We start from the raw sequence: 25,925 nt of genomic DNA on the forward strand, positions 1-25,925 counted from the left end.
CGTCGGGGCTGACATCCTCCGCGTGCTCGGTCGCGTAGACGCCCGCTGGGCGGACGTGACGCTCCCTTAGACGCACGCTTCCGGATGCCAGCCCCGAAGGGGGCCGTCAGCTGTCGCATGCCCACCCGGCAAGCTCGATCATTGGGGGTTGAGCTTGTCCAAACCCGGCCACACGCGGAGAACTCGGTCACCCCGCCTCCCCGCTCGACCACATGAGATTTCAAACGTAAAGGAAAAAACACATGGCAAAAGTAGCCGCTGAACTTCAGTACTCCGACGAGCACGAGTGGGTGGCCCGGGAAGCCGGCAACCTGGTCTCGATCGGCATCTCCGCCGTGGCCACGGACGCCCTCGGCGACATCGTGTACGTTGACCTGCCCGAGGTCGGCGCCACTGTGACCGCGGGGGAGACCTGCGGCGAAGTCGAATCCACCAAGTCCGTTTCGGACCTGTACTCCCCGGTTACGGGCGAGGTCACGGAAACCAACTCCGCCGTCGTCGACGACCCCGCACTGATCAACAGCGATCCGTACGGTGCCGGCTGGCTCTTCAAGGTCGCCGCTGAATCCGACGGCCCGCTGCTCTCCGCCGAGGAATACGCTGCCAAGAACGGCGGCGAACTGTGAGCGGCGCAACCGCGGCCGCAGGCACAAGCACCGTCGCGTTTGAGCAGGTTGTCTCCCCGTCCCTGGATGCGGACCTGTCCGCACTGGACCCGGAGATCGCGGCGAAGATCGACGACGAGCTGGCCCGCCAGCGCACCGGCCTGGAAATGATCGCCTCGGAAAACCACACCGCCAAGGCCGTCATGCAGGCGCAGGGCTCGGTGCTGACGAACAAGTACGCCGAGGGCTACCCGGGGAAGCGCTACTACGGCGGCTGTGAGCACGTTGACGTGGTGGAGCAGCTGGCCATCGACCGGGTGAAGGCGCTGTTCGGTGCCGAGTACGCGAATGTCCAGCCGCACTCCGGTGCCCAGGCCAACGCCTCGGTGATGCACGCGCTGATCAAGCCGGGCGACACCATCATGGGCCTGAACCTGGCACATGGCGGGCACCTGACCCACGGCATGCGGATCAATTTCTCCGGCCGCCTGTACAACGTCATCCCGTACCAGGTCCGCGAAGAGGACCACCGGATCGACATGGCCGAGGTGGAGCGCCTGGCCCAGGAGCACAAGCCGCAGCTGATCGTCGCCGGCTGGTCCGCCTACGCCCGGCAGCTGGACTTTGCCGAGTTCCGCCGGATCGCCGACTCCGTGGGCGCTTACCTCATGGTGGACATGGCGCACTTCGCCGGGCTGGTCGCGGCCGGGCTGCACCCGTCACCGGTTCCGCACGCGCACGTCACCACCTCCACCACGCATAAGACCCTCGCCGGTCCGCGCGGCGGCATCATCCTCTCCAACGACGCCGACATCGCCAAGAAGATCAACTCGGCAGTGTTCCCCGGCCAGCAGGGCGGACCGCTGGAGCACGTTATCGCCGGCAAGGCCGTCGCCTTCAAGATCGCGGCGTCCCCGGAGTTCAAGGAACGCCAGGAGCGCGTCCTTGCCGGTGCCCGGATCTTGGCTGACCGCCTGGTCCAGCCGGACGTCACCGCCAAGGGGATTAACGTGATATCCGGCGGCACCGACGTGCACCTGGTCCTGGTGGACCTGCGCAACTGCGTACTCGACGGCCAGCAGGCTGAGGACCGCCTCGCTGCCATCGACATCACCGTGAACCGCAATGCCGTTCCGTTTGATCCGCGGCCGCCGATGGTCACCTCGGGACTGCGCATCGGCACCCCGGCCCTCGCGACCCGCGGTTTCGGCGAAGCCGCCTTCGCCGAGGTTGCGGATATCATCGCTGAGGCGCTGATTGCCGACGCCGACGCGGACCTCTCCGGTCTGCGTTCACGGGTCGAGGCACTCGCCGCCGCCCACCCGCTCTACCCGTCAGTTGCCAACCTCGGCTAGAGCCCGTATTACAGAAGTACAGATCACGACGCCGGGCGGCCGCCACAAGCTGCCGCCCGGCGTCGTGCATCCGGCAGTGCGACCGCCCACCGGCGGCTGCACTGCCCTCCGGCAGGACCATCTGCCGGACCAGAGTTAGAGCTAGTGAGGAACCGGCCATGGCTGTTGGTGTTTTCGATCTTTTTTCCATCGGGATTGGGCCCTCGAGTTCGCACACGGTGGGCCCGATGCGGGCCGCTGCGGTGTTCGCCGAGGAGCTGAGGGCGTCCGGGGACCTGGGCAAGGTGGCCGGGCTGCGGGTGGATTTGTACGGGTCCCTCGCCGCCACCGGGCACGGGCACGGGACCATGACGGCGATCCTGCTGGGTTTGGAGGGGTACCACCCGGAGAAGATCCTTCCCGCGGAGGTGGAGGAGCGGCTCGCGGCGATCGCCGAGACCGGGACCCTGCAGCTTGCCGGTGCCGGTACTGGTGCCGGTGACGGTGCGGGTGTTCCGCTGCCGTACGGGGTGAAGGACATGGTGCTGCGGCCGTTGACCATCCTGCCGCGGCACACCAACGGGATGACGTTCACGGTCACGGACGCCGGCGGGGAAGTCCTGCACCAGGCGACGTTCTTCTCCGTGGGCGGCGGCTTCATTGTCCGCGAGGGCGAGGAAGAGGCGGCGCTGAAGGAACTGGACGAGTCCAAGAAGGAGCTTCCGCTGCCGTTCCGCACCGCGGCGGAGCTGTTGGGCCGCTGCCAGTCCAAGGGCCTGTCCATCGGCGAGATCATGTTCGTCAACGAACGCGCCTCCCGCTCGGAGCAGGAGATCCGCGAGGGCCTGCTGCACATCTACTCGGTGATGGAGGAATGCGTCGCGGTGTCCCTGAAGCGGGAGGGGCTGCTGCCGGGCGGGCTGAAGGTCCGCCGTCGGGCACCGGACTGGCACGAACGCCTGTTGAAGGAGAACCGCGGCCAGGACCCCGCCTACCGGGATCCGAAGTACTGGCAGGAGTGGGTGAACCTGATCGCGCTGGCGGTCAATGAGGAGAACGCTTCAGGTGGCCGGGTGGTCACTGCGCCGACGAACGGGGCTGCCGGGATCATCCCGGCGGTGCTGTATTACGCGCTGCATTTCGCTCCGGGCATGGACCAGGCCACCCAGCAGGACCGTGACGATGTGGTGGTGAAGTTCCTGCTGGCTGCCGCCGCGGTGGGGGTGCTTTACAAGGAGCAGGCCTCGATCTCGGGGGCGGAAGTGGGTTGCCAGGGCGAGGTGGGCTCGGCGTCGTCGATGGCGGCCGCGGGCCTGGCCGAGGTGATGGGCGGGACGCCGCAGCAGGTGGAAAACGCCGCGGAGATCGCGATGGAGCACAACCTGGGGCTGACGTGTGATCCGATCGGCGGGCTGGTGCAGATCCCGTGTATTGAGCGGAACGCGATCGCGGCGGCGAAGGCCATTAACGCCGCGAAGATGGCGTTGTGGGGGGACGGCACGCACCGGGTGTCCCTGGACGAGGTGATCGTGACCATGCGCGAAACCGGCAAGGACATGTCCTCCAAATACAAGGAAACCGCGATGGGCGGCCTCGCCGTCAACGTCGTGGAATGCTGAGTCCGCAGTTCAATGGCTGAGGGTACAGTGCCCGGGCCTGTCGGGACCTAGTTGTGCAGGGCCGCCCACCAGTTCAGGCTGGTGGCGAAAACGAGCCATGAGATATAGGGCAGCAGCAGGAGGCCGGCGGTTCGGCTGATGGGGCCGAAGTACAGGACAGTCACGGTCACGGCGATGATCAGGGAAATGATGATCGCAAGCCCCAGCCACAGCGCCGCCGTGCCCATGGCCGGATAGAGGCCGAAGAACACCGGCGTCCACAACAGGTTCAACCCCAGCTGCATCCCGTACGCCCTCAGGGCGGGGCCGGTGCGTTGTCCGCCGCGCCGCCAGACGAGCCATGCGGCCACTGCCATGGCCGTGTAGAGCACTGTCCAGGCCGGACCGAAAACCCAGTTCGGCGGGGACCACGGGGCCTTGTCCGCTGTGGCGTACCAGCCGTCCACACTGCCCAGGGTGGCGAAAGCACCCAGCCAGGCAACCAGCGCGGAGGCTCCCAGGAAAACGGCCAGACCGAGCAGCTGCGCACCCGTACTGCGGCTTCCGGGACGGGCGCCAGACCCGCCGCCAGACCCGCCGCCGTCAGCGGCGCTTGCCATGGACCGTTCGTGCGGAGCCTTCATGCTTCAACCCTTGCCAGTCCGGCACCTCGAGTCAAGCGTCAGCCCGGAGCCACGCCGCCGGCGTGCACCGGTCACGCCCTGGCCAGCCCCGCTGTCTACCACTCTGGCCACCTTGCGGGTGGAGTGCCACTATGGAGCTATGACTGGGGGATATGACCGGGACTTTCTGCGGGCACGCCTTGAGCTGCCCAGTCCGTCGGCAGCAACGGTTCTACTTGACTACATCCACTTTTCCGTCCGGCTGCGCACGGCGCGCAAGCTGGCCGCCGTCGTCGGCGTTAATATTCACGGACGCGAGCTGGTGCCGCTGGCCCGCGAGGGGACCTGGCATTTCGATCCCCGGATCCCGAAGGAGCAACAGGCAGGTCCGGAGGTGTACAAGAACAACGCCTTTGACCGTGGGCACCTTGTGCGGCGCCTGGATCCGGTGTGGGGCGATGAGGCGACGGCCAGGGCAGCCAACCAGGACACCTTCGCGTTCACCAATGCCGCGCCCCAGGTCGACGACTTCAACCAGGGCAAGGAACTGTGGGTGGGGCTGGAGGACCACGTCCTCAGCCATGCGGACCTCTATGACGCCAAGCTCAGCGTGTTCACGGGGCCGGTATTGGAAGACGACGACCTGCCGTATCGCGGCGTGCAGATACCCCGGAAGTTCTGGAAGATCGCGGCCTGGACCATGGACGGAAAACTCGCTGCTGCCGGATTCCTGCTGGACCAGTCCCCGCTGTTGGGGAAGGTGGAACTCAAGAAGGCCATCCGGGAACGGCTCCTGGCCGACGAACCGCCGCCGTTGGGCCCCTACCGCACCTTCCAGGTTCCCGTGGCCCGGATCGCCGAAATGACCGGACTGAGCCTTTCCCGGCTGGAAAATGCGGACCGGCTGGCCAAGAGCCAACGTGCCCTGGGCAAGGAGCCCCTGGCCGTCCGGCTTGAGTCCCTGGAGCAGATCCGGCTGTGAGCCCGGCGGACCGCGGGGAACCATCCGGTCAGCGTCCTCCTAGGGAGGCCCGATAGACTTGTGGATTGCATGCCCGGCATGCAGCCGCAGCACCGACCGCAAAGATTGGACACCGCGCACTTGCGAGAATTTACCGCCCGCTTTGCCTCCGCCGAGGAGGTCGCCAACTGGGACAACCACGTCATTGCGAACCCGAACGGCGGAAACCTGCTTCAGTCCGAGGCCTTCGCCGAGGTCAAACAGCACTTCGGCTGGAAGCCCCTCCACCTGGTCTACGAAACCGCGGACTACACGAGCTACAACCTGGTGCTGCAGAAGTCGTTTCCTGTGCTGGGCAAGCTCTGGTACCTCATCAAGGGACCGGACGTGGCAGCGGTTGAGGACATCCCGGGCATCGCTGCGGCGAACGCCGAGTTCGTGAAGCGTGCAAAGCTCGGCGTCTTTGCCATCAAGATTGAGCCGGACATCGTCCTGTCCGATGATGCGCGGCGGGTCATCGAAGGTGCCGGCCTGCTCAAAACGCCCAACCTCCAGCCCAATGACTCCACCGCGCTGCTGGACATTGCCCCGGAAGAGAACCAGTTGCTCCGCAACCTGCACTCCAGGGGACGCAACGCTGTTCGCCGGGCCATCCGGGAGGGCGTGGAAGTCCACAACGTCGAGCCCACCGAGGAGAACTTCCGGGCCATGTACTCGCTGATGACCACCACGGTGGAAGCGAAGTCGCAGGTCAGGGTTCGCGAATACGAGTATTACCGGCAGTTCTGGACCAACTTCATCAACCGCGGCCAGGGCCGGCTCCTGTTTGTCTACGAGAACGGCGTCCCCTCAGTGGGTGCCTTTGTGATCAACTACGGCCGGAAAGGCACGTACAAGGACGGCGGCTCACTCCAGAAGCGCAGCCAGTACGGCGACTCCCACCTGGTCCAGTGGACGGCCATCAACCAGGTCAAGGAGCTCGGCTGCACGGAGTACGACTTCTGCGGCACACCGCCAAGCGACAAACTCAAGGACACGTCCAACCCGTTCCACGGACTCGGCCTGTTCAAGACCAGTTTCAGCAAGACGGTCACCGACTTCGTGGGCTGCTATGACCAGGTCATCAGCCCGGTGAAATACAAAACCTGGACGGCGGCCGGCGAACGCGTCGCCCGCCAGCTGTACACCCGGCGAACAGGCAAGCAGTTCTACTAGACCCTTTGTGAAGCCCTTGAGGAGGCCGCAATGACCAAAGCACCCGACGGTCGCCGCAGGCCGCCTACGACGGCGCTGCCCCCGACCCAGCCGCTCACCGCTTCCCAGGTGCGGCAGAACGCCGCCGCCAAGCGCATGCTGCGCAGGCTGGTGCAGGGCGAAAACCCGCCCACCGCCCCGATGAGCATCGTGGACCGGCTCGCGGGTAGCCCGTATGCCAACCCCATGATCCAGGTCGGGGGAGTGGATACGTCCGCCCGCAAGACGATCGACTTCGCACTCCATCTCGCTGAGTCCATGTTCCGTTACGGCGCCGGCGCCCTCGAAGTGGAAACCAGCATCATCGCCGTCACTGCAGCCTTGGGCCTGAAACACATCGAAGTGGACATCACCAACCAGTCGGTGGCCATCAACTATGCGCCCAAGGACCAGACCCCCATTTCCTTGCTCAGGGTGGTGCGGTCCTGGACCAACAACTATGCGGGCCTGGCACAGGTGCACCAGCTGGTTACGGACATCGTTGCCGGCGGCGTCGGCCGCGACGAGGCAGTCCGCCGGCTGGAAGAAATCATCCGCAGCTCCAAGCCGTTTCCGCGCTGGATGGTCACCGTGGCCTTCGGCGTATTCGCCGCCGTCTTCGTGGGCGTCCTGGGCGGCGGGCCCGGTGCCTCCGCCGTCGCGTTCGGTTCCAACCTGCTGGTCAGCCTGCTCGCCCGGCAACTGGGCCGCTGGCGGGTGCCCGACTTCTTCACCACGGCATCATGTGCCTTCCTGGTGACGCTCATCGCCTTGCTGCTGTGGCGGTTCGGCACTCCCGTCGGGATCCAGATCGCGCCCGAGATTGTGGTGGTGGGCGGAATCCTGCTGCTCCTGCCCACAGGACGCCTCGTGTCGTCCGTGCAGGACGCCATCAACGGCTTCCCCGTCACGGCGGCCGGCCGGTTCCTGTCCACCATGCTGACCTTCGGTGCGCTGGTAACCGGAATCGCCGTGGGTTTCGTGGTCGTGGACAAGACGGGGATGGAACCGATCAACGTCACCAAAACATTCCCTCCGGCGTATCCCTGGTGGGCTTTGATCATCATGGTTGCTATCGCAGTGGTGGCGATCGGCATCACGGAGCAGACCGCCTGGAAGCTGCTCCTGCCCACCGCGGGCGTGGGGGTGGTGGGCCATCTTGTGCTCCTCGGCACGGACCTGATGGGCATGGGTGCCAGGTTTTCCCCGGCAGTGGCGGCAGTGGTTATCGGCCTCCTGGCCCGCGTCATCGCCCTGAAGATGGGCGCCCCCCAGTTGGTGGTGGCCGTGCCTGCGGCGCTGATCCTCTTGCCGGGCCTGACTATATTCCGCTCCATGTATGTCTTGACCATCGAAGAATCCGAAATCCTGATGGGCGCAGGGGGCATGTTGAACGCCGGCGCGATCGTGCTGGGAGTTGCCGCCGGAATCGTCCTCGGCGACACCCTGGCCCGGCCGCTCACCCGCAGCCTTGCAAGCAACGAACGCCGCCGCGCGCGGCGCCGCTAGCCGGTCCCGATCTGACAGGGCCGGCCCTGACCCGCCGGATCCGGACCTGTCAGATCCGGACCTGTCAGATCCGGCGCGTCAGATCTGGCCGACGGGGAGCTTCTTTTCGGCCTGGAAGTCGTCTTCGACCCGCCCCTTGGCCCAGTAGCCGGACAACGACACCTGCGCGCGCTCCAGGCCCCGCTCACGGAACAAGACCTCGCGGAGGGACTTCATATAGCCCCGCTCGCCATGGGCGAAGACCTGAACCCGCCCGGCAGGCCACTCGGCTTCCCGCACGGCGCTCACCAGGAGGTCGCCGCTTCCGGCAGGAGTGCCGTTGCGCGGCAGCCAGTTGATCTGGAGTCCGGCAGGGGCCTTGATGGGCTGCACCTCGGCGTCACTGTCCACTTCCAGGAACGCGATGCCGCGCGCTTCCGGCGGCAGCGACTCGATGACGGCGGCGATGGCCGGCAGGGCGGCCTCATCGCCGGCGAAGAGGTGCCAGTCGGCCGCGGGATCCGGGTTGTAGCCGCCTCCCGGGCCGGTGAACACCAGGCTGTCGCCGGGCCGGGCTTTCGCTGCCCAAGGGCCCGCCAGGCCCTCGTCGCCGTGAATCACGAAATCGATGGCCAGTTCGCGGGCCGCTTCGTCCACCCAGCGGACCGTGTACGTCCGCGTGTACGGCCACTGCTCGCGGGGCATCGATTCGCGGATGGCCCAAAGGTCCAGGGGCAGGGGGTATTCGACGCCCGGCTGCGGGAAGACGATCTTCACGTAGCGGTCGACGTAATCGTTGTTCACGTAGCCGGCGAAGCCTTCGCCGCCGGCCACGATGCGCACCATGTGCGGAGAGAGCTCCTCGCGCCGGAGGACGGTGAGGTTCGTCTGGGGGCGCGATTTTCGGCTGGCTGACGTGGCAGCAGGAACGGAAGTCATGGAAGTAAGCCTAGGCCAGGCTGCCGAGCCGACGCCCCTTACCAACCCGGCCGGGTTCGCTACATTACTGCAGTTGTTGGTCTAATTGATCAGCGCCGCTTTGCAAACCTGGGGGATACACAGCCATGCCTTTGTCCGGAACACTATTCGCGAAACGCGGCAAGGCCCTTCAGGTCACCGGATTTTCCGCGGTTGCCGCGTTCCTCGCTGCCGCCGCCATCCTTTACCCCGGTGTCGAGTCCGCTGATGTCGACCTCAACGACGGCGGCGTGTGGGTTACGAACAAGAACCTCTCCATGACCGCCCGTCTGAACTATCCGTCGCAGGCTCTGGACGGGGGCGTCACCCCGCCGGGTGCAGGCTTCGACGTGGTCCAGCACGCCGGGGAGGTCTTCATTGATGACGGCGCCACCCTGACGCCGGTGGACCCTGCAGCCATGCGGTTGGAAAACCCCCTCGAGCTTCCTGCCGGGGTGCGGGCTTCCGCGGGGCAGGGTTCGTACGTCCTCAGCGACACAGGCTCCGGCGAGGCGTGGGTCGCTTCCGCGGGAAGCGTAGCCGGCTTCACGACGGAGTCCGAACCGGTGGTGACCGGAGCCAAAAACCTGGTTGCGATGATCGGCGCGGACGGCGCGGCCTACATCGCTGATTCCGCGGCCAGCCACGTCACACGGATAGTCGTCAACCCGGACGGAAGCCCGGGCAAAACCGAAAAGGTTGCCTTTGCCGACTTCTCGGCCGCCAAGGACCTGCAGCTGACCACCCTTGGATCCCGGCCGGTGCTTCTGGACGGGGACACGGGTACGGTGTATCTGCCCGGCGGCCGGACGGCTGTGGTGCCCGACGGCAAAGGGGCCCTTCTGCAGCATTCCGGCGCAGATAGCGGATTTGTGGCCGTGGCCACGCCCGGCGGCCTGTTCAAGCAGCCATTGAACGGTGACCCGGCCAGTTCCCAGCCGGTAGCGGACGGCGGCCTTCCGGCCAAGCCGGTGCAGCTCGACGGGTGTGTGCATTCCGCGTGGCACAAGGCGGCCTTGTATGTCCGTGACTGCGAGGACGACGCTTACGACAAGCGCTCCGGCATACCCGGGGCAGACAAGAAATCGGAACTCGTCTTCAGGGTGAACCGCAGCCTTGTAGTTCTCAACGACACCAACGGGGGCAACGTCTGGCTTGTCCAGAAGGAAATGCAGCTGGTCAACAACTGGCAGGATCTTCAGACGCCGCCGAACAAGTCGGAAGAAGAGAAGGAAGACGCCGCAGACCAAAATCCGCTGACCCAGCTTCCGGACAGGACCCAGGAAAACCGGCAACCCAACGCGCAGGATGACGAATTCGGTGTACGGCCGGGCAAGACGACGCTGTTGACGCCCCTTGACAATGATTCCGATCCGGACGGCGACATGCTGACCCTGAACGTTCTCGGGGCGGGGCCCGGCAACGGGGCGGTAACGCCGATCTATAACGGCTCGGCAATGCAGATCGCTGTTCCGGCCGGAGCATCCGGAACGTCAACGTTTGGCTATCAGGTCGAGGACGGCCGGGGGAAGAGCGCGCAGGCCAAAGTCACTGTCCGGGTGCGTCAGGCCTCTGAAAACGGACCGCCGACGCAGAAGCGGAAAACGGTCATCCTTCTGGAACAGGGTAAGTCGATCAGCCAGAACGTCCTGGCGGACTGGGCCGACCCGGACGGGGACGATCTCTTCCTGCGGTCCGCAGTTGCCGACAACGGCAGCGATCAGGTCCAGGCCCGCGCCGACGGGCTGCTGCAGTTCCAGGACATCGGCACCACGACGGGGCAAAAGACGGTCACCCTTCGGGTCTCGGACGGCCAGATCGAGGCCGAAGGCAAAATCACGGTGGATGTCCGTCCCCGAGGCACGCTCCCCCCGGTGGCCAACCCGGACCACATCAGCGTGGTCGCAGGCCAGGACGTGGTGGTCTCGCCCCTGGAAAACGACCTCGACCCGGCCGGGGCATCGCTGCGCCTTGCCCGCGTGGACGGCCCGGCATCGGCAAGAGTGACGCCCCATTTTGACGCGGGAACGTTTGTTTTCAATGCAGCATCGGCCGGAACCTATTACGTCACCTACCAGGTGACCAACGGCCCGGCCAGCCAACTGGGCCTGGTCCGAATCGACGCCACCAATGGAGCGGACAGCGGCGCCCCTGTCGCTGTCCGCGACGTGGCAAGGCTTCCGCAGGGCGGCCAGACCCTTGTTGACGCACTCGCCAACGACATCGACCCCGCCGGCGGAGTGATGGTGATCCAGTCGGTGACGGTCCCGCCGGGTTCACCGCTGTCTGTGGCCATCCTGGACCACAGTGTCCTGAGGGTAACCGACGCCCACGGTGCCACGTCGCCCACGACCTTTTCATATACGGTGTCCAACGGCCGGGAGACGGCGGTGGGCGAAGTGACTGTCCAGCCCGTCCCGGCGCCTGCAACCTTGCGTCCGCCGCGGGCGCTGCCCGATGAGATCACCGTGCGGGCCAATGATGTCGCCTCCATCCACGTCCTGGCGAACGATGTCCACCCGGACGGCGCGCAGCTGACGCTCAACCCCAAGCTGGCCCAGACCGTCGATGCGGCGGACGGGATGCTGGCGGTCTCGGGCGGCGTACTCCGCTTCAAGGCCGGCCCTGCCCCCAAGACAGTGCACGCGATCTATGTGGCGGCGGGTCCCGATGGCCAGGAATCGTCCGCGCAGGTCACCATCCGGATCAAGGGCGGCGGGGAAGACCAGAATTCCCGTCCAGAGCCCCGGAACTTGACGGCCCGCACCATCGCCGGGAGCACCACCCGCATCCAGGTCCCGTTGGACGGCATCGACCCGGACGGAGACTCTGTTGAGCTGATCGGCCTGGACAAAGCCCCCGCCCAGGGAACGGTGGCGGTCGGGGCGACCTACCTGGAATACACGGCAGCTGCCAAGGCATCAGGGCAGGACACCTTCAGCTACGTGGTGCAGGACACTTTCGGGGTCCGGAACACCGCCACTGTCGCGGTGGGGATCGGGCTGGCCTCCGGATCCAACCAGCAGCCAGTAGCGGGTGACGACGCCGTTACGCTCCTGCCTGGCCGGAACGTGGCAGTGAACGTTCTGATGAACGACACGGACCCCGACGGCGATCCGGTCTCCTTGGTGCGGGACGGGATCGAGGCGGATGCTGCCCTCGGTGCGCACACCGAGGACGGCAGGGTGCGGTTCACGACGCCGGCAGAAGCATCCGCCGTCGTCCTCCGTTACAAGATTTCAGACGGCCGGGGCGGAACGGCGACGGGCACCCTGAAGGTGAGCGTCCGTCCGGACGCGCCCCGACAGGCTCCCATCGCCCGGGACGACAGGGTGTCCTTTGCCGAGACGCTGGGCAAGACCGCTGTTGACGTTCCGGTTCTCACAAACGATGAGGATCCCGACGGCGTGACCTCCGATCTGCGGATCACGACCGGAACGGAGCAGACCGGTGTATCGGTGCGCCCCAACGGAAGCGTCAACGTCACGCTGACGCCGAAAGCCAGGATCATTCCCTACACCGTCACCGACCCGGACGGCCTCGGGTCGACCGCGTTCATCCGCGTGCCTGGAACGTCGGAGCAACGCCCCGCGCTGAAAGACAGCACGCCGCTGGAGGTGGTGAGCGGCAAGGTGTTGACTGTCGATCTGAACAGCCTCGTGCTGACCAGGAAGGACCGTGCACCCCGCATCACGGTTGATTCGCGTGTATCGGCGGTGGCTGCCAGCGGGAGCCCCCTGGTCCAGGACGAGGACACGCTACTCTTCACCTCGGCGGATGGCTATGCCGGCCCGGCGTCCCTGACCTTTGAGGTGGCCGACGGCCCCGTGGACGCTCCGGACACACTGACGGCAGTTCTCACGATCAGCATCAAAGTGCTTCCCGATCCTGACCGCAACCATCCTCCGGTGTTCTCCTCGAGCAAGGCCAACGTGGTCCGGGGCGAAGAATCCGTGGTTGACCTGGCCGAACTCAGCGCTGATCCGGACGAAGCAGATCAAGGCAAGCTGAAGTTCTCCCTGGTTCCTCCCCTTCCCAACGGCGTCACCGCCACTATTGATGGAAGCTCACTCAAAGTCACCGCCGGTGGTGACTCCGCTGCCGAGGGCAGCCGCGTGGCCGTCTCGGTTGCAGACCCCCGCGGGCTCTCTTCCCAAGGGACAGTGGAGCTGCTGCCCACCCCGTCGTTGCGCCCCCTGCCGGTGGCAAACGATGACGTGGTTGCCGAGGCCCGGGCGGGTGAGAACCGGAACATAGATGTCCTCGCCAACGACGTGAACCCGTTCCCCGATAGCGGCCTCAAGCTTCTCCATGCGGTTGTTGAGACGGGTGACGGCAGCGCCACCGTGGCCGGCGGGACCGTCGACGTCAGACCGTCCGAAACGTTCGTGGGAACCATGGTGGTCAGGTATCGGATCCAGGACAAGACCGGCGACACCCAGCGGGAGGCCGACGGCCGGATCCGCTTGACGGTAAAGGCCAAGCCGGGCAAGCCCGGCACCCCGGTAGCGACCGAGGTCCGGGACCGGACAGTGGTCCTGAACTGGACGCCGCCACCCGCCAACGGTTCCCCGATCACCGGTTACAGGGTCACGACTACTGCGGGAGTAAGCAAAGTGTGCCCGACGAACACTTGCACCATGGACGGCCTGACCAACGACGTCGAGTATGTCTTTTCCGTGGTTGCCGGGAATGGCATCGGCGACTCGCCGGCTTCCGAACCTTCAGCTCCGGCGCGCCCTGACCAGCGCCCAGAGGCTCCGCAGGCTCCGACGCTGGCATTCGGTGACAAGCAGCTCTCCATCAGCTGGTCCGCCGGCACCAGTACAGGGTCTGCAATCAGCGACTATGAACTGCAGCTGTCACCAGCTCCGCCCTCCGGCCAGACGGTCCGTTCAGCCGGCCCCGGCCTGAGCTTCACGTGGAGCGGCCTCGCCAATGGAACGTCGTACCGGGTGCAACTGCGCGCCAAGAACAAGGCTCCGGAGCCCTCGGACTGGAGCCCATTCTCTGCAGCGGAAACACCCGCTGGCGTCCCGGCTGTTCCAGCCAAGCCCACTACGACCCTCGCCACCTCCGGCGCCGCGAGTTCGGTGATCCAAGTCAACTGGTCAGCCCCGGACGGGAACGGCGACGCAGTAACCGAGTACACGGTGGTGTCCGCCCATGCAGGCTCGGCGTCCGCTACCCAGGTGGTACCCGGGAACCAGACGAGCGCCGCTTTCAGCGTGGGGAATTCGGACACCGGCTACACGTTCACCGTGGCCGCGCGGAACAAGGCGGGATACTCGGCCGCAAGCCCGCGGTCGGACGCCCGCCGGGCGGTGGGCGCACCGGGCCCGGTGGGCGGGCTCAGGGCGGATCCGTTGGACAACAGTGCCCAGTTGACTTTCAGCAGCCCCGGGACCACCGGCGGAGCCGCGGCCGGGGAAACCGTGTACGAGTATCGTGTCAACGGCGGCCAGGTTGCCGGGGTCCCGGCCAGCAAGGTTATTCCAGGCCTTGCGAACAACGGCACTTACACCATCGGTGTCCGTGCTACGAACATCGTGGACGGCCAGTCATACCCGGGGCCGTTTACCGACGCCAACCCCGTGGCGCCCTTCGGGAAGCCGTTCCAGGCGATCACCGATGGGTTCCACTACGGGACGTCCCAGGTGCGGACCGTTGTGACGCCCCCGGCTGCAAACGGCCGGCCCGTGGCGGGCTTTGAATGGACCAGCCGGTATCCCGACGAGGGGCGTGACGGCCCGTCCGGTACCCTTCCTGCCGGCGGAGGTGAGATCTTTGCCGGTGACAAGCCCGACCAGAACGTCCAGGTCTTCATCACCACCCTTGACAGCGAAGGCCACCGCAGTGATGTCCTGCAGGCAGGCGGCAGGACTTACCAGAACGTGAGTTTTGCGGTCAATGGTGAATTCGGGGGACTCTGCGCCTGGACCAGCCGCGACGGAGGACCGGCCGACAACAAGGTGGACTGCCTTGCGGCGGGCGGAGATTGGATTGTCAACGGCACGCGGGTGTCCATCAACTGCTCCATTGCCGCCGCGGGCTATACGTTCCGTGGCGCTCCGGCCAACCTCTGGGCGGTCGGGAGCACATATTCCGTGGCCAGGAACCTGAGGGTGGCGGGCCAGACGTTCAGTGCCCCGGCCCAGACGTGCCCGTCGTGATGCGCGGGGAACGGGGCCGGATCAAGCTGTTGAGGACCGGCTGAAGGTCACAGCACCGGGAGTTCCCAGTCCACGGGCTCCGATCCTTGGGCCCGGAGGAGTTCGTTGGCCCTGCTGAACGGACGGGATCCCAAGAATCCGCGCGCGGCCGACAACGGGCTGGGATGGGCGCTGGCGAGCACCGGAGTGTCTCCAAGCAGCGGGCGAACGCCCTCGGCATCCTTGCCCCACAACACGGCCACGAGGGGCGCTGCCGTCCCGTCAGCAACCCGGCGCCCGGCGACGGCGGCGATTGCCGCCGTCGTGATCGGTTCCCAGCCTTTGCCCCGGTGCGATCCCGCCGCCCCTGCCCGGACCGTAAGGACACGGTTCAGCAGGAGCACGCCCTGGTCCGCCCAGCGCGTGAGGTCCCCGTGGACGCGGGCCGGAAGGCCGAGGTCCGATTCGAGTTCCTTGTAGATGTTCGCGAGGCTGCGGGGAATGGGCCTGGTGTGCCCTTCCACCGCGAAGGACAACCCGATGGGGTGGCCCGGGGTCGGGTAAGGATCCTGGCCGACGATCAGGACCCTGACCGCGGCCAGCGGCCGTTGAAAGGCACGCAAAACGTTCGACGGCGATGGCAGCACCTGGTGCCCGGCCGCCACTTCCGCGGCGAGGTAGTCCAGGACACTCCGCAATTCCGCTTCCACGGGAGCCAGCGCCGCTGCCCAGTCTGCAGCCATCAGGCGGTCCAGCGGCATCTGCGCCATCTTGGCGAAGTCCGCACCCTCGACGGCAGGCTCCAGCTCGAACAAAGCTTCAGAATCAAACACGAGTCCATTCTCGCAGTGCCGGACTCGCAGGAGGCTGGCGGGTGCATTCACGTAGCCGGCACCATCAGAGCCCGCGCCACCCGGGAGCACGTCACACTGCGTAAATGACAGGCGTGTTATTCGCCCGTACCATGGAAAGAGACTTTGACCGGATTAAGTGAGGGATTTTGCCGTGGCCGAACCAGTGCGCGATGACCTGTCACTTGCGGGCACCGGCAGCGAAACCGTGTCCGGCACGGACCCTGCAGCCGCTCCGCGTCCCGGCTCCCGGCTGAGCGAGCGGGACCAGCAGATGCTGGCCTTGGAACGGCAGTGGTGGAAGTACGCCGGGGCCAAGGAACAGGCGATTCGTGAGTTATTCGACCTCTCAGCCACCCACTACTACCAGATCCTCAACACACTGATTGACACTGAGGACGCCCTGGCCCACGACCCCATGCTCGTGAAGAGATTGCGTAGACTACGTACGTCACGCCAACGGGCACGCACGGCGCGCCGTTTGGGCTCCGACGCTTAGACGTCAGGGCCGGGCAACCAGCAAGAACCAGCAAGGACATCGTTTTACCATGACCAAATACGCTCGGGATGAATTCGACAGGGTCCCTGAGGCCTCCTCGCGACAGGGTGTCCACCGTGTCGCCTCCGAGGCTTCCCGGCGCCGGCTGGGACCGATCCTCGCCGTTGGTGTCGCGGCTCTCGCCATCGGACTGGTCGCTTTCCTCTTCCTTCCCAAGCTCGGATTTGCTCCTGCCGGCAGCCCGCTGATGGCGGCGGGGTCCGCCTTGGGCAGCCCTTCGGCTTCCCCCTCCGTCGAGGTGCCGCAGGGCACCGCATCCCCTGGCGCTGAGCCCTGCGCTGAGGCGAGCGTGGCTCCTGCTGCCAGCGAGACGCCTGCCGCAGATAGCCCTTCCGCCACGGTTCCCTCCGCCGAAGCGCAGGCCATGGACAAGACCCAGGCCGTCGCCGTCTATAACGGGACCACCACCGCGGGGTTGGCCGGCCGCGTGAGCAACACCGTCGCCGGGGACGGCTGGACGCTGGGACCGGTGGGCAACTGGGGCGGAATGCCGCAGCAGTCCTCCGTGATCTACTACAGCGGGCCCGAACAGAAAGCGAACGCGGAGGCTCTGGGTGAGCTCCTGAACATCACGTCGCTGGTGGACTCTGCGGAGTTCCAGTTGCCGGTGGTTGTGGTACTGGGCCCCGGTTTCCAGTAGGAATTTTCGGTTACGCCTGAATAACTATTAGGGGCTCGCAGGGCCGGGTCCTGCACCCGGCAAACAGCAATGGCTAAAGTGATTCCGGATGCCGCGCTGCAACGCGGACCGTCCCGTCGGCGCACAATGACGTGGGCCGAGCACAAAGCAACCGGAAAGTGTGGGCAACATGGCATTGGGAACCGTCAAATGGTTCAACGCCGAAAAAGGCTATGGCTTCATCACCGTTGACGGCCCCGGAGACGACGTCTTCGTCCACTGGTCGGCCATCGACGGCGAGGGCTACCGGGCCCTCGACGAAGGGCAGCGAGTGCAGTTCGAGATCGGCGAAGGCGAGAAGGGTCCGCAGGCAGAGAACGTCCGGCCGGCCTGATGCTACCCACCGCGGCAATGCATGCCTCAGGCATCCCCGCCCGCACTGGCCCTGCGCGGCTGAGGTTCACCGCTGCGGTGCTTGTTGCGGCGGGAACGGCGCTCGGGCTGGCCGGCTGCTCCGGCACGTCCGGCAACGCGCGTGTTGATGCCGTCGACGCCGGCGGCGACGGCACGCTGCGGATAGGCCTGATGCTGGACAACACAGGAAAGCAGTCCTTCCTCAACTCGGCCCAGCTTGCCGCGGCCAAACTGGCGGTGCAGGAGATCAATGCCGCCGGGGGCCACAAAGGCCGGCCGGTGGAACTCCTTCCCCAAAAAGTCAGTGAGGACACCACCTCGCTGGCAAAGGAACTCGTGGCGGCCAAGGCTGATGTAGTCATCGGTCCAACTGACTCAAGCCGCGCCCCGGGTGCTATCGACGTCCTGTCGCGGGCCAAAGTGGCCGTCATCTCCCCGGCGAATGCCGCGCACGGCCTCACGCGGTACAAGAGCGGCGGATACTACTTCCGCACGTCGGCAGCAGATGTGGCCCAGGCGCCCGTGCTGGTGAAGCTGGCCAAGGACAACGGGGCCCGGACAATAGCGGTGGTCCACGAGGACGGCATGTACGGCAAGGATGTCTCCGCGGCCGTCGCCGCTGCAGCAAAGGCTGCCGGACTTGGCATTGTGGCGGACTCCGGGTTCGCCGCCGGCCAGGCACACCAGGCCGCGGCAGCCGCCAAGGCCGCAGGGCCGGACTCCGTCATCCTCGTGGCCAGGACCGGCGCGCAGGGCGCCATAGCGGAACTCAACAACGCGGGAGTGGCGGGCAGCAAGCTAATCCTCAGCGACGGCGCCGTCAACCAGTACGGATCCGCTCTGGGGTCCAAGGCGCTCGAGGGTGCGCGCGGAATCCTGCCTGGCGTCTTCCCTTCGGCGCACTTCCAAGGCGAACTGGTAGCGGTTGATCCCGGGCTCAAGGACATGACGTTCGCCGCGGAAACATATGACGCCGTGAACCTGGCCGCTATTGCCGCGACCGCTGCCCAGGACGACGCCGGGCAGTCCATCGCTGCGAAGCTGATCGCGGTCTCCGGGCAGCGCGGCACCGGGGCGGCCGAACCCTGCAGGAACTACCAGGAATGCGCCGATGCCATCAAGGCCGGCAAAGCGGCGGATTACGACGGCGAATCCGGGCCGATCGGCTTTGACTCCAACGGGGACATCACCACCGCCAACTACATGGTGTTCACGTATGCCGCAGATAACAGCGCCCGCATGAGTGGAAGCGAAACTGCGGCCCGGGCCGGCGGCTGATCGCTCCTAGCGTAGTGCGGGCCGCGGAAGGGCCTTTCACCGCAATCTCTGCTTGCACTCTCCCCGGGGGAGTGCTAATTATTGATTTAGCACTCCCACGGACTGACTGCTAAATCAACGCCCGGCTCCGGCCGGCTGCGGAGAGGGGCGGGAAGGACTGGGAGCGAAAGAAATACCTTGCTGGGGTGAGATCCCATCCGCGCGACATACAGAGGCCGCCGGTGAAGGGTCGTCCGTCGCGGGCACCGCAGTGAAGGTTCATTCTTAACGACTGTCCCGAAAGGACTACTGCCGTTATGGCCAAGATCATTGCATTTGATGAAGAGGCACGCCGCGGTCTTGAGCGGGGCCTGAACATCCTCGCCGACGCCGTCAAGGTCACCCTCGGCCCGCGTGGACGCAACGTCGTCCTCGAAAAGAAGTGGGGCGCCCCCACGATCACCAACGATGGTGTGTCCATCGCCAAGGAGATCGAGCTGGACGATCCCTACGAGAAGATCGGCGCCGAGCTGGTTAAGGAAGTTGCCAAGAAGACGGATGACGTCGCTGGCGACGGCACCACCACGGCGACCGTGCTTGCTCAGGCCCTGGTCAAGGAAGGCCTGCGCAACGTCGCGGCCGGCGCTGATCCGCTGTCCCTGAAGCGCGGCATCGAGAAGGCTGTCGAAGCCGTCACCACCGAGCTGCTTGCCTCCGCCAAGGAAATCGAAACCAAGGAAGAGATCGCCGCCACGGCATCCATCTCCGCCGGTGACGACGAAATCGGCGCACTGATCGCTGAGGCGCTGGACAAGGTCGGCAAGGAAGGCGTCATCACCGTCGAGGAGTCCAACACCTTTGGACTTGAGCTTGAGCTCACCGAAGGCATGCGCTTCGACAAGGGCTACATCTCCGCCTACTTCGTCACCGACGCCGAGCGCCAGGAAACGGTCCTCGAAGACCCGTACATCCTGATCGTCAACTCCAAGATCTCCAACGTCAAGGAACTGGTTGCTGTCCTCGAGAAGGTCATGCAGTCCAACAAGCCGCTGCTGATCATCGCCGAAGACATCGAGGGCGAGGCCCTGGCCACCCTGATCGTCAACAAGATCCGTGGCACCTTCAAGTCCGTCGCCGTCAAGGCTCCGGGCTTCGGCGACCGCCGCAAGGCGCAGCTCGCTGACATTGCCATCCTCACCGGCGGCCAGGTCATCTCCGAGGAAGTCGGCCTCAAGCTTGAGACCGCAGGCCTCGAACTCCTGGGCAGGGCACGCAAGGTTGTTGTCACCAAGGATGAGACCACCATCGTCGAGGGTGCAGGCGACGCCGACCAGATCGCCGGCCGCGTTTCCCAGATCCGTGCCGAGATCGAGAACTCCGATTCCGACTACGACCGCGAGAAGCTGCAGGAACGCCTGGCCAAGCTGGCCGGCGGCGTTGCAGTCATCAAGGCCGGTGCCGCTACCGAAGTTGAGCTCAAGGAACGCAAGCACCGCATCGAGGACGCTGTCCGCAATGCGAAGGCTGCCGTTGAAGAAGGCATCGTTGCCGGTGGTGGCGTGGCCCTGATCCAGGCCGGCGCCAAGGCATTCGCCAACCTGCAGCTCGAAGGCGACGAAGCAACGGGCGCCAACATCGTCCGCGTTGCCATCGACGCACCGCTGAAGCAGATTGCCTTCAACGCCGGCCTCGAGCCCGGCGTTGTTGTGGACAAGGTCCGCGGCCTGCCCGCAGGCCACGGCCTGAACGCCGCAACCGGACAGTACGTTGACCTTCTGGCTGCCGGCATCAACGACCCCGTCAAGGTGACGCGCTCTGCACTGCAGAACGCTGCCTCCATCGCGGGCCTGTTCCTCACCACCGAGGCCGTAGTGGCCGACAAGCCGGAGAAGAACGCTCCGGCCATGGGCGGCGGCGACGACATGGGCGGCATGGGCGGCATGGGCGGTTTCTAACCTGCCCGCCCGCACCTAGCGCACCACAATAAAAGTGCGGCTCCCTCGCTTCGAGGGAGCCGCACTTTTGTTTATGGCAGCTAAGGCTTCGGAAACCTCGTGGTGATCATTTGCGCGCCGAGGCAAGCATGTCCTCGACTTCCTTCTTGAAGTCCTCGGCGGCTGCGGACGGCGTCTTGCGGTCATAGAGTACTTCGTCGGTATACCGCTTGATGACGTTCTGCACGCTCCCCGAACCGACGGGAGGGACAGGGGGCGCCTCGGCCATGTCCGGCTTGATGTCCTGGAGGAAATTGACCACTGTCGAGTCCGCGGGCTTCAGCTTCGACGTAATGGTCGTCAGTATTTCAGAGTTGGCAGGGACGCCGCGGTCGGTCATCAGGATCTCTCCCGCCTCCGGGCTGTTTGCCAGGTAATTGATGAACGTTGCGGCTGCCTCCGGGTTCTTGGACCTCGAAGAGGCGGACCAGAACATTGACGGCTTGTAGTACATGCCGTTGTCCGCCGCTTTCCCGTCCGTGCTCGGTGCGCGGAGCATCTTTATGCTGCTTCCCGTGGTGGTCTGCAGGGATCCGAGCTGATTCGTCCACCACCACGCCATGCCAATCCGGTTGGTCCCAAAGAGGCTCTCCTCCAGGCCGGCACCTGCATCCTCCGTTGCGACAGTCGCCGGCGGGCTCGCCTGGGAATCGCGCTGCTTCTTCAGGCGCTCCCAGAATGACGCAGCAGTGCCGGCGTTGAAGTCCAGCTTGCCGTCCTGCGAATACAGGTTTTCGCCATGCTGCCGAAGCCAGATGATGAGGTCGGCTTCGTTGCTGCCGTAGGCGGCTCCGTAGTTCTTGCCCCCGCCTGCCGCTGTGAGTTTTGTGGCGATTCCGTTGAAGTCATCCCAGGTCCACGTGGCGTCGTCGGGCAGCGGTACATTGGCGGCCTCGAACACCTTGGTGTTTGCCATCACCACGTAGGCGTTCTTGCCGGTGCTGAGTCCGTACTGGGCGTCGTTATACCGGCCGGAGGCGAGCTGTTCCTGATCCATTTTCGAGAGGTCGATGCCGTCTTGCTTGGCCAGGTCAAGGAGTGCTCCGCGGCCCCCATACTCAGCGATGTATTTTTGATCCATCTGGATCACGTCGGGTGCATCGTTGGCTGCGGTGGTGGTGGCCAACTTGTCCCAGTATCCGCTCCATTCGCCGGGTGCGGCCTTGATCTTGATGTTCGGATGGTCCGCTTCGAACGCGTCAATCACCTTTTGGGTCTGGGCATTGAGGTACTCGTTGCCCCACCAGGCGAAGCGCAACGTGACTTCCTTGTCCGCTCCGGAACCCGCGGATGCCCCGCAACCTGTGACAAGCAGTGCGAGGGCAGCGGCGGTGGCTCCTATCTTCAGTCGAAACCTGTTTCCGGACGAGATCTTCATTGATACACCTTCCTGTGTACAGCCGGTGGAATGATCAGGAACCGGGCTGTCCGCCCCGCGGGGCACGTGAACTGCAAGAGGATCCACACTCAAGAAAACGTTTTCTGAGTGAGGATTTTGATTCTCGCACGCACCCTCCGAGCCTGTCAACGACCCGCGGTAAGCGTTTTCCAGCGAGCCCCGGGGATTGCCGGAAGCTGGAATGTCGGGCCGGTCTGGCAGGATAGTGCGGTGACGATTACTGCAGCAGCCGACGGTTCGGCTTTAGGAAATCCCGGTCCGGCCGGATGGGCCTGGTACGTGAACGATGACTGCTGGCGGGCGGGCGGCTGGCCGCACGGCACCAACAACCAGGGCGAACTGATGGCCGTGCTGGATCTCTTCCGCTGCACCGCGCACCTTCCCGAGGAAGAGCTGCACATTCTTTGCGACAGCCAATATGTCATCAACTCGGTTACCAAGTGGATGCCAGGCTGGAAGCGCAAAGGCTGGCGGAAAGCCGACGGCAAGCCGGTCCTGAACGTGGAGATCCTGCGGGAAATCGACCAGGCACTGATTGGGCGCAAGTACCGCTTTGAGTGGGTCCGCGGCCACGCCGGGCACGATCTGAATGAGGCTGCCGACGACCGCGCGCGGGCTGCTGCGACTGCCTATCAGCAGGGCATCGCGGTGCGGTCCGGGCCGGGCTTTGTCCGAGGCGACGGGTCCTCCGCCGCCGCCGCAGCAGCCAAAGCGCCGGTGTTGCAGGAGTCCGTGCCGACAGGAACCAGCAACCAGCCGGATCTCTTCAGCGAGCCGGACCTTTTCAGTGAGCTGGACGCGGATCCGTTCGCGTCGCCGGCCGGGCGGGAAGCAGCTCCCGAGGCCATTGTTGAAGCATTGGAACGGGAGCTGCTCAGCCCCGATACCCGTGCCGATATCGGGCGGACCGGCGTGCTGCTGCACCCCGAGTTCACGGAAATCGGCAGCTCAGGGCGGCTGTGGACGCGTGATTCAATGATGATGTCGCTCGAGGAGAACCCCGGCGGTGCAGTTGACCTGGAGATGATCGGAGCCGAGCGGATCGGCGCTGAAGCGGTCCTTCTGACCTACCGCAGCAAGGGGCGGGCGGGATCCTCGCTCCGCAGTTCGCTGTGGGTTCTCGACGGGAAACGGTGGCGCCTGCGCTTCCATCAAGGAACGCCGGAGGCTTAGCCCGGTTCAGCTGAACCGCTGCGTATTGCCCTGCTCTGCCTGGGCATACGTGGCGGCCGCGGAGGCGAGGGCCGTATTGATGGAGGCGAGGGCGGCTTCGACTTTGCCCTGGGTGAGGGTCCACTCCGTGATCAGTCCTTGGAAGTTGGTGGCCGCCGACCCACGCCACGTGCCCTGCAGCTCATCGAGGCCCCTTTTCATCGCCTGGACGTCCGCGCTGATGCGGTCAACCGTGGCCTTGACGTTGGCGGATTTGAGCTGGAGCAGTTCGGTATCAACAGAGATGATGCTCATTGTTAGTGCCCTTCGACGCTGTTCGGAAGCTTGTTCAAGCTTGCGGGCGGCCTGGGTGTCCGGACCGCTACGTCGAGCCTAGGAAGCGGGCGGAAGGCCGCGCTACAGCTGCTGCCTATATGTGGACAACTTCGCCGCCGTCGCCGCCGTCTCGCCGGCTGTCTGCATAGTGGGCTGCCTCGTCCTGAAAGGGGAGGCTCACCACCATGGTGGCACCGCCGCCGTCTGTCGGGACCACCCGGACGGAGCCTGAATGCGATCCGACAATGGCAGCAACGATGGCGAGGCCGAGCCCGCTGCCCCCGGTTTCGCGGGTCCGCGAGGTGTCCGACCGGTAGAAACGCTCGAAGATCCGGGGTGCTTCCTCCTCAGGGATTCCGGCGCCGTGGTCGCGTACTTCTATGACGGAGGACCGCCCGCCGGCATTGTCCGTCCGCACCCCTACGGCGAGCTCTACGGGCGTCCCGGCCGGGGTGTAGCGGAGGGCGTTGCCCACCAGGTTGCCCACCACCTGGCGCAGTTTTGCCTCATCGCCCAGAACCGGCGCCGGGGACGGCGGGCCGCCGTCGAGGCCGGTCAGGGAAATGGTACGGTCCCGGTCGCTGGCCTGGGTGTCCACGACGGCGTCGTTGGCGAGAAGCAGCAGATCCACCGGCTTCTGCTGCAGGGGGCGCTGCTCGTCCAGCCTGGCGAGGAGAAGGAGGTCCTCCACCATGGAGCCCATCCGCTTGGCCTCGCTCTCAATGCGGCCCATTGCGGTGGCCACGTCCTCTTCCCTGGTCAGCGCGCCCTGGCGGTAAAGCTCGGAGAATCCCCGGATGGTCACGAGGGGGGTGCGGAGTTCATGCGAAGCGTCAGCGGCAAAGCGGCGCATCCGCTCTTCCGATGCCATCCTGGCCGCGAAAGCGGACTCAATATGGCTCAGCATCGCGTTGAGGGAGCCGCCCAGCCGGCCCACCTCCGTGGCGGGATTCTCCACGTCCACTCGGCGGGAGAGGTCACCCGCGGCGATGGCGGCGGCGGTCCGCTCCACGCGCGCCAAGGGCCGGAAGGACCTGGACACCGTCCAGGTGGCAATGAAGAAGGCCAGCACCAGGGTCAGGAAACCCACTCCGATGACCACCAGCGAGGCGTGCTCCACGACCGAGTCCACGGGAGCCAGGGGCAGGCCGATGATGACGACGGCATTGCGCTGGTTGCCGTCCACGACAGGCAGCGCCACAACGCGCCAGTTCCGCCCGTCGGTACCCCTGACCTGGAAGGGGGCCAGGTCGAGCTTGTTGGCTTCGGCAGGGGAGAGGATGTCGATGTCCGGGTGCGAGTCCTTGCTGCCGCCGAAGGGGAACGCGTCCTGGTCCTGGCGCAGGAGCATCAGGGAGTAATCCGTGGGGATGTTCGGATTCTGCTGCAGCAACTGGCTGAAGGACTGCTGCTGCTTCACGGAATTTACGGCGACCTTGAGCTTGTCGTCAACCTGCCCCTGCAGATAGCTATGCAGGAGTGTCAGTGTGCCGGAACCGGTCACGGCGAGTGCCACCAGCATCAGCGCCATCATGATGGCCACCAGCTGGGAACGCAGCGAGGCCGACTTCCAACGGTGCACCAAGGTCAGCGCTTCTCAGCTGTCCGCAGTACGTAGCCCACCCCGCGCTTGGTCTGGATCAGGGCCGGGGCGTCGGGGTCGATGTCCACCTTGCGCCGCAGGTACGAGATGTAGGACTCCACGATGGATGCGTCACCATTGAAGTCGTATTCCCAGACATGGTCCAGGATCTGGGACTTGGACAGCACCCGGTTGGGGTTCAGCATCAGGTAGCGGAGGAGCTTGAACTCGGTGGGCGAGAGCTCAATGACGGTGCCGCCGCGGCGCACCTCGTGGGCGTCGTCGTCGAGTTCGAGGTCGTCCACCCGGATCACCGCGTCGTCGTCAGGCATTGGCTGGGTGCGCCGCAGCACGGCGCGGATCCGGGCCACCACCTCGTCCAGGCTGAACGGCTTGGTGACATAGTCGTCGCCGCCCACGGTGAGCCCGGTGACCTTGTCCTCGGTGTCGTCCTTCGCAGTGAGGAACAGGACGGGGAAGTGCTTGCCGGAGGCACGCAGCCGGCGGGTGACGGTGAACCCGTCCATGTCCGGCAGCATGACGTCCAACACGGCAAGGTCGGGGGCGTGGAGCTCGGCGGCGGCGAGGGCGTCGCGTCCGTTGCCGGCCGAGACGACCTCGAAGCCTGCGAACCTCAATGAGGTGGAGAGCAGCTCGCGGATGTTTGGTTCGTCATCGACGACGAGCAGCTTGGCTTCGGGACCGTTCTTTTTCATACCTCCCATGATGCTCCCAGAATCTGGGAGTTTTCTGAGTGAACGTTGAGTGTCCCATGAGTGGATCCCGGCACTCGGGGCGGCGTTACTCTACT

General features: G+C 65.5%; 20 protein-coding genes. 13 read left to right on the forward strand and 7 right to left on the reverse strand.

What is annotated here, in order from left to right:
- The first annotated feature begins 242 nt into the window (after positions 1 to 242).
- From gcvH to AC1MDG_RS03960, 3 genes are all read left to right on the forward strand, one after another.
- On the forward strand, positions 243 to 626 hold the full coding sequence (gene gcvH / locus AC1MDG_RS03950; protein WP_043478433.1) for a glycine cleavage system protein GcvH: 384 nt from the start codon (positions 243 to 245) through the stop codon (positions 624 to 626).
- Positions 623 to 1,960, forward strand: coding sequence for a serine hydroxymethyltransferase (glyA, locus tag AC1MDG_RS03955; protein WP_479807712.1), 1,338 nt, complete (start codon positions 623 to 625; stop codon positions 1,958 to 1,960). Before gcvH ends, glyA begins: the two co-directional genes overlap by 4 nt.
- 158 nt (positions 1,961 to 2,118) lie before the next feature.
- On the forward strand, positions 2,119 to 3,558 hold the full coding sequence (locus AC1MDG_RS03960) for an L-serine ammonia-lyase (protein WP_479807714.1): 1,440 nt from the start codon (positions 2,119 to 2,121) through the stop codon (positions 3,556 to 3,558).
- Positions 3,559 to 3,605: 47 nt separating this feature from the next.
- Here the strand turns inward: AC1MDG_RS03960 and AC1MDG_RS03965 are convergent, their stop codons facing one another.
- Positions 3,606 to 4,181 (reverse strand): TspO/MBR family protein, encoded by a 576-nt coding sequence (locus tag AC1MDG_RS03965; RefSeq protein WP_479807716.1) that lies wholly within the window; start codon positions 4,179 to 4,181, stop codon positions 3,606 to 3,608.
- Between the two features lie 139 nt (positions 4,182 to 4,320).
- Here AC1MDG_RS03965 and AC1MDG_RS03970 point away from each other — a divergent pair, with 139 nt between their 5' ends.
- The 3 genes from AC1MDG_RS03970 to AC1MDG_RS03980 all read left to right on the forward strand — a co-directional run bounded on the left by AC1MDG_RS03970 (position 4,321) and on the right by AC1MDG_RS03980 (position 7,863).
- On the forward strand, positions 4,321 to 5,142 hold the full coding sequence (locus AC1MDG_RS03970; RefSeq protein WP_479807718.1) for a DNA/RNA non-specific endonuclease: 822 nt from the start codon (positions 4,321 to 4,323) through the stop codon (positions 5,140 to 5,142).
- A gap of 120 nt (positions 5,143 to 5,262) precedes the next feature.
- The gene (locus AC1MDG_RS03975; RefSeq protein ID WP_479807720.1) at positions 5,263 to 6,336 is read left to right on the forward strand and encodes a lipid II:glycine glycyltransferase FemX; all 1,074 of its coding nucleotides are present in this window, start codon (positions 5,263 to 5,265) and stop codon (positions 6,334 to 6,336) included.
- Between the two features lie 30 nt (positions 6,337 to 6,366).
- Positions 6,367 to 7,863, forward strand: coding sequence for a threonine/serine exporter family protein (locus tag AC1MDG_RS03980; RefSeq protein ID WP_479807722.1), 1,497 nt, complete (start codon positions 6,367 to 6,369; stop codon positions 7,861 to 7,863).
- A 78-nt stretch (positions 7,864 to 7,941) separates the two neighbouring features.
- Here the strand turns inward: AC1MDG_RS03980 and AC1MDG_RS03985 are convergent, their stop codons facing one another.
- Positions 7,942 to 8,781 (reverse strand): siderophore-interacting protein, encoded by an 840-nt coding sequence (locus tag AC1MDG_RS03985; RefSeq protein WP_479807724.1) that lies wholly within the window; start codon positions 8,779 to 8,781, stop codon positions 7,942 to 7,944.
- A gap of 125 nt (positions 8,782 to 8,906) precedes the next feature.
- Here AC1MDG_RS03985 and AC1MDG_RS03990 point away from each other — a divergent pair, with 125 nt between their 5' ends.
- Entirely contained in the window at positions 8,907 to 14,972 is a 6,066-nt protein-coding gene (locus AC1MDG_RS03990) for an Ig-like domain-containing protein (protein WP_479807726.1), read from the forward strand.
- Between the two features lie 47 nt (positions 14,973 to 15,019).
- Here AC1MDG_RS03990 and AC1MDG_RS03995 read toward each other — a convergent pair whose 3' ends face one another.
- Positions 15,020 to 15,784, reverse strand: coding sequence for a uracil-DNA glycosylase (locus tag AC1MDG_RS03995; RefSeq protein WP_479807728.1), 765 nt, complete (start codon positions 15,782 to 15,784; stop codon positions 15,020 to 15,022).
- Positions 15,785 to 16,010: 226 nt separating this feature from the next.
- On the opposite strand from AC1MDG_RS03995, the gene AC1MDG_RS04000 reads away from it, so the two are divergent.
- The 5 genes from AC1MDG_RS04000 to groL all read left to right on the forward strand — a co-directional run bounded on the left by AC1MDG_RS04000 (position 16,011) and on the right by groL (position 20,606).
- Positions 16,011 to 16,301 carry a DUF3263 domain-containing protein gene (locus AC1MDG_RS04000; RefSeq protein WP_479809014.1) on the forward strand — a complete coding sequence of 97 codons (291 nt, stop codon included), beginning with the start codon at positions 16,011 to 16,013 and terminating at the stop codon, positions 16,299 to 16,301.
- Positions 16,302 to 16,350: 49 nt separating this feature from the next.
- Positions 16,351 to 17,001, forward strand: coding sequence for a LytR C-terminal domain-containing protein (locus AC1MDG_RS04005; RefSeq protein WP_479807730.1), 651 nt, complete (start codon positions 16,351 to 16,353; stop codon positions 16,999 to 17,001).
- A gap of 169 nt (positions 17,002 to 17,170) precedes the next feature.
- Positions 17,171 to 17,374: a cold-shock protein gene (locus tag AC1MDG_RS04010; protein WP_144406301.1), complete on the forward strand. Its 204-nt coding sequence runs from the start codon at positions 17,171 to 17,173 to the stop codon at positions 17,372 to 17,374.
- 17 nt (positions 17,375 to 17,391) lie between these two features.
- Entirely contained in the window at positions 17,392 to 18,672 is a 1,281-nt protein-coding gene (locus AC1MDG_RS04015; protein WP_479807733.1) for an ABC transporter substrate-binding protein, read from the forward strand.
- A gap of 296 nt (positions 18,673 to 18,968) precedes the next feature.
- On the forward strand, positions 18,969 to 20,606 hold the full coding sequence (gene groL / locus AC1MDG_RS04020) for a chaperonin GroEL (protein WP_043478465.1): 1,638 nt from the start codon (positions 18,969 to 18,971) through the stop codon (positions 20,604 to 20,606).
- A 106-nt stretch (positions 20,607 to 20,712) separates the two neighbouring features.
- On the opposite strand, the gene AC1MDG_RS04025 is transcribed toward groL, so the two are convergent.
- Complete coding sequence (locus AC1MDG_RS04025) at positions 20,713 to 22,023, reverse strand: ABC transporter substrate-binding protein (RefSeq protein WP_479807735.1); 1,311 nt, start codon at positions 22,021 to 22,023, stop codon at positions 20,713 to 20,715.
- A 231-nt stretch (positions 22,024 to 22,254) separates the two neighbouring features.
- On the opposite strand from AC1MDG_RS04025, the gene AC1MDG_RS04030 reads away from it, so the two are divergent.
- The gene (locus tag AC1MDG_RS04030; protein ID WP_479807737.1) at positions 22,255 to 23,217 is read left to right on the forward strand and encodes an RNase H family protein; all 963 of its coding nucleotides are present in this window, start codon (positions 22,255 to 22,257) and stop codon (positions 23,215 to 23,217) included.
- A 6-nt stretch (positions 23,218 to 23,223) separates the two neighbouring features.
- Here the strand turns inward: AC1MDG_RS04030 and AC1MDG_RS04035 are convergent, their stop codons facing one another.
- The 3 genes from AC1MDG_RS04035 to AC1MDG_RS04045 all read right to left on the reverse strand — a co-directional run bounded on the left by AC1MDG_RS04035 (position 23,224) and on the right by AC1MDG_RS04045 (position 25,830).
- Entirely contained in the window at positions 23,224 to 23,511 is a 288-nt protein-coding gene (locus AC1MDG_RS04035; RefSeq protein WP_043478474.1) for a WXG100 family type VII secretion target, read from the reverse strand.
- A gap of 115 nt (positions 23,512 to 23,626) precedes the next feature.
- Positions 23,627 to 25,117: a sensor histidine kinase gene (locus AC1MDG_RS04040; protein WP_479807739.1), complete on the reverse strand. Its 1,491-nt coding sequence runs from the start codon at positions 25,115 to 25,117 to the stop codon at positions 23,627 to 23,629.
- 2 nt (positions 25,118 to 25,119) lie between these two features.
- Positions 25,120 to 25,830 (reverse strand): response regulator transcription factor, encoded by a 711-nt coding sequence (locus AC1MDG_RS04045; protein WP_043478479.1) that lies wholly within the window; start codon positions 25,828 to 25,830, stop codon positions 25,120 to 25,122.
- Positions 25,831 to 25,925 lie beyond the last annotated feature (95 nt).

This window comes from Arthrobacter sp. AIWTK1 (genome assembly GCF_056680535.1).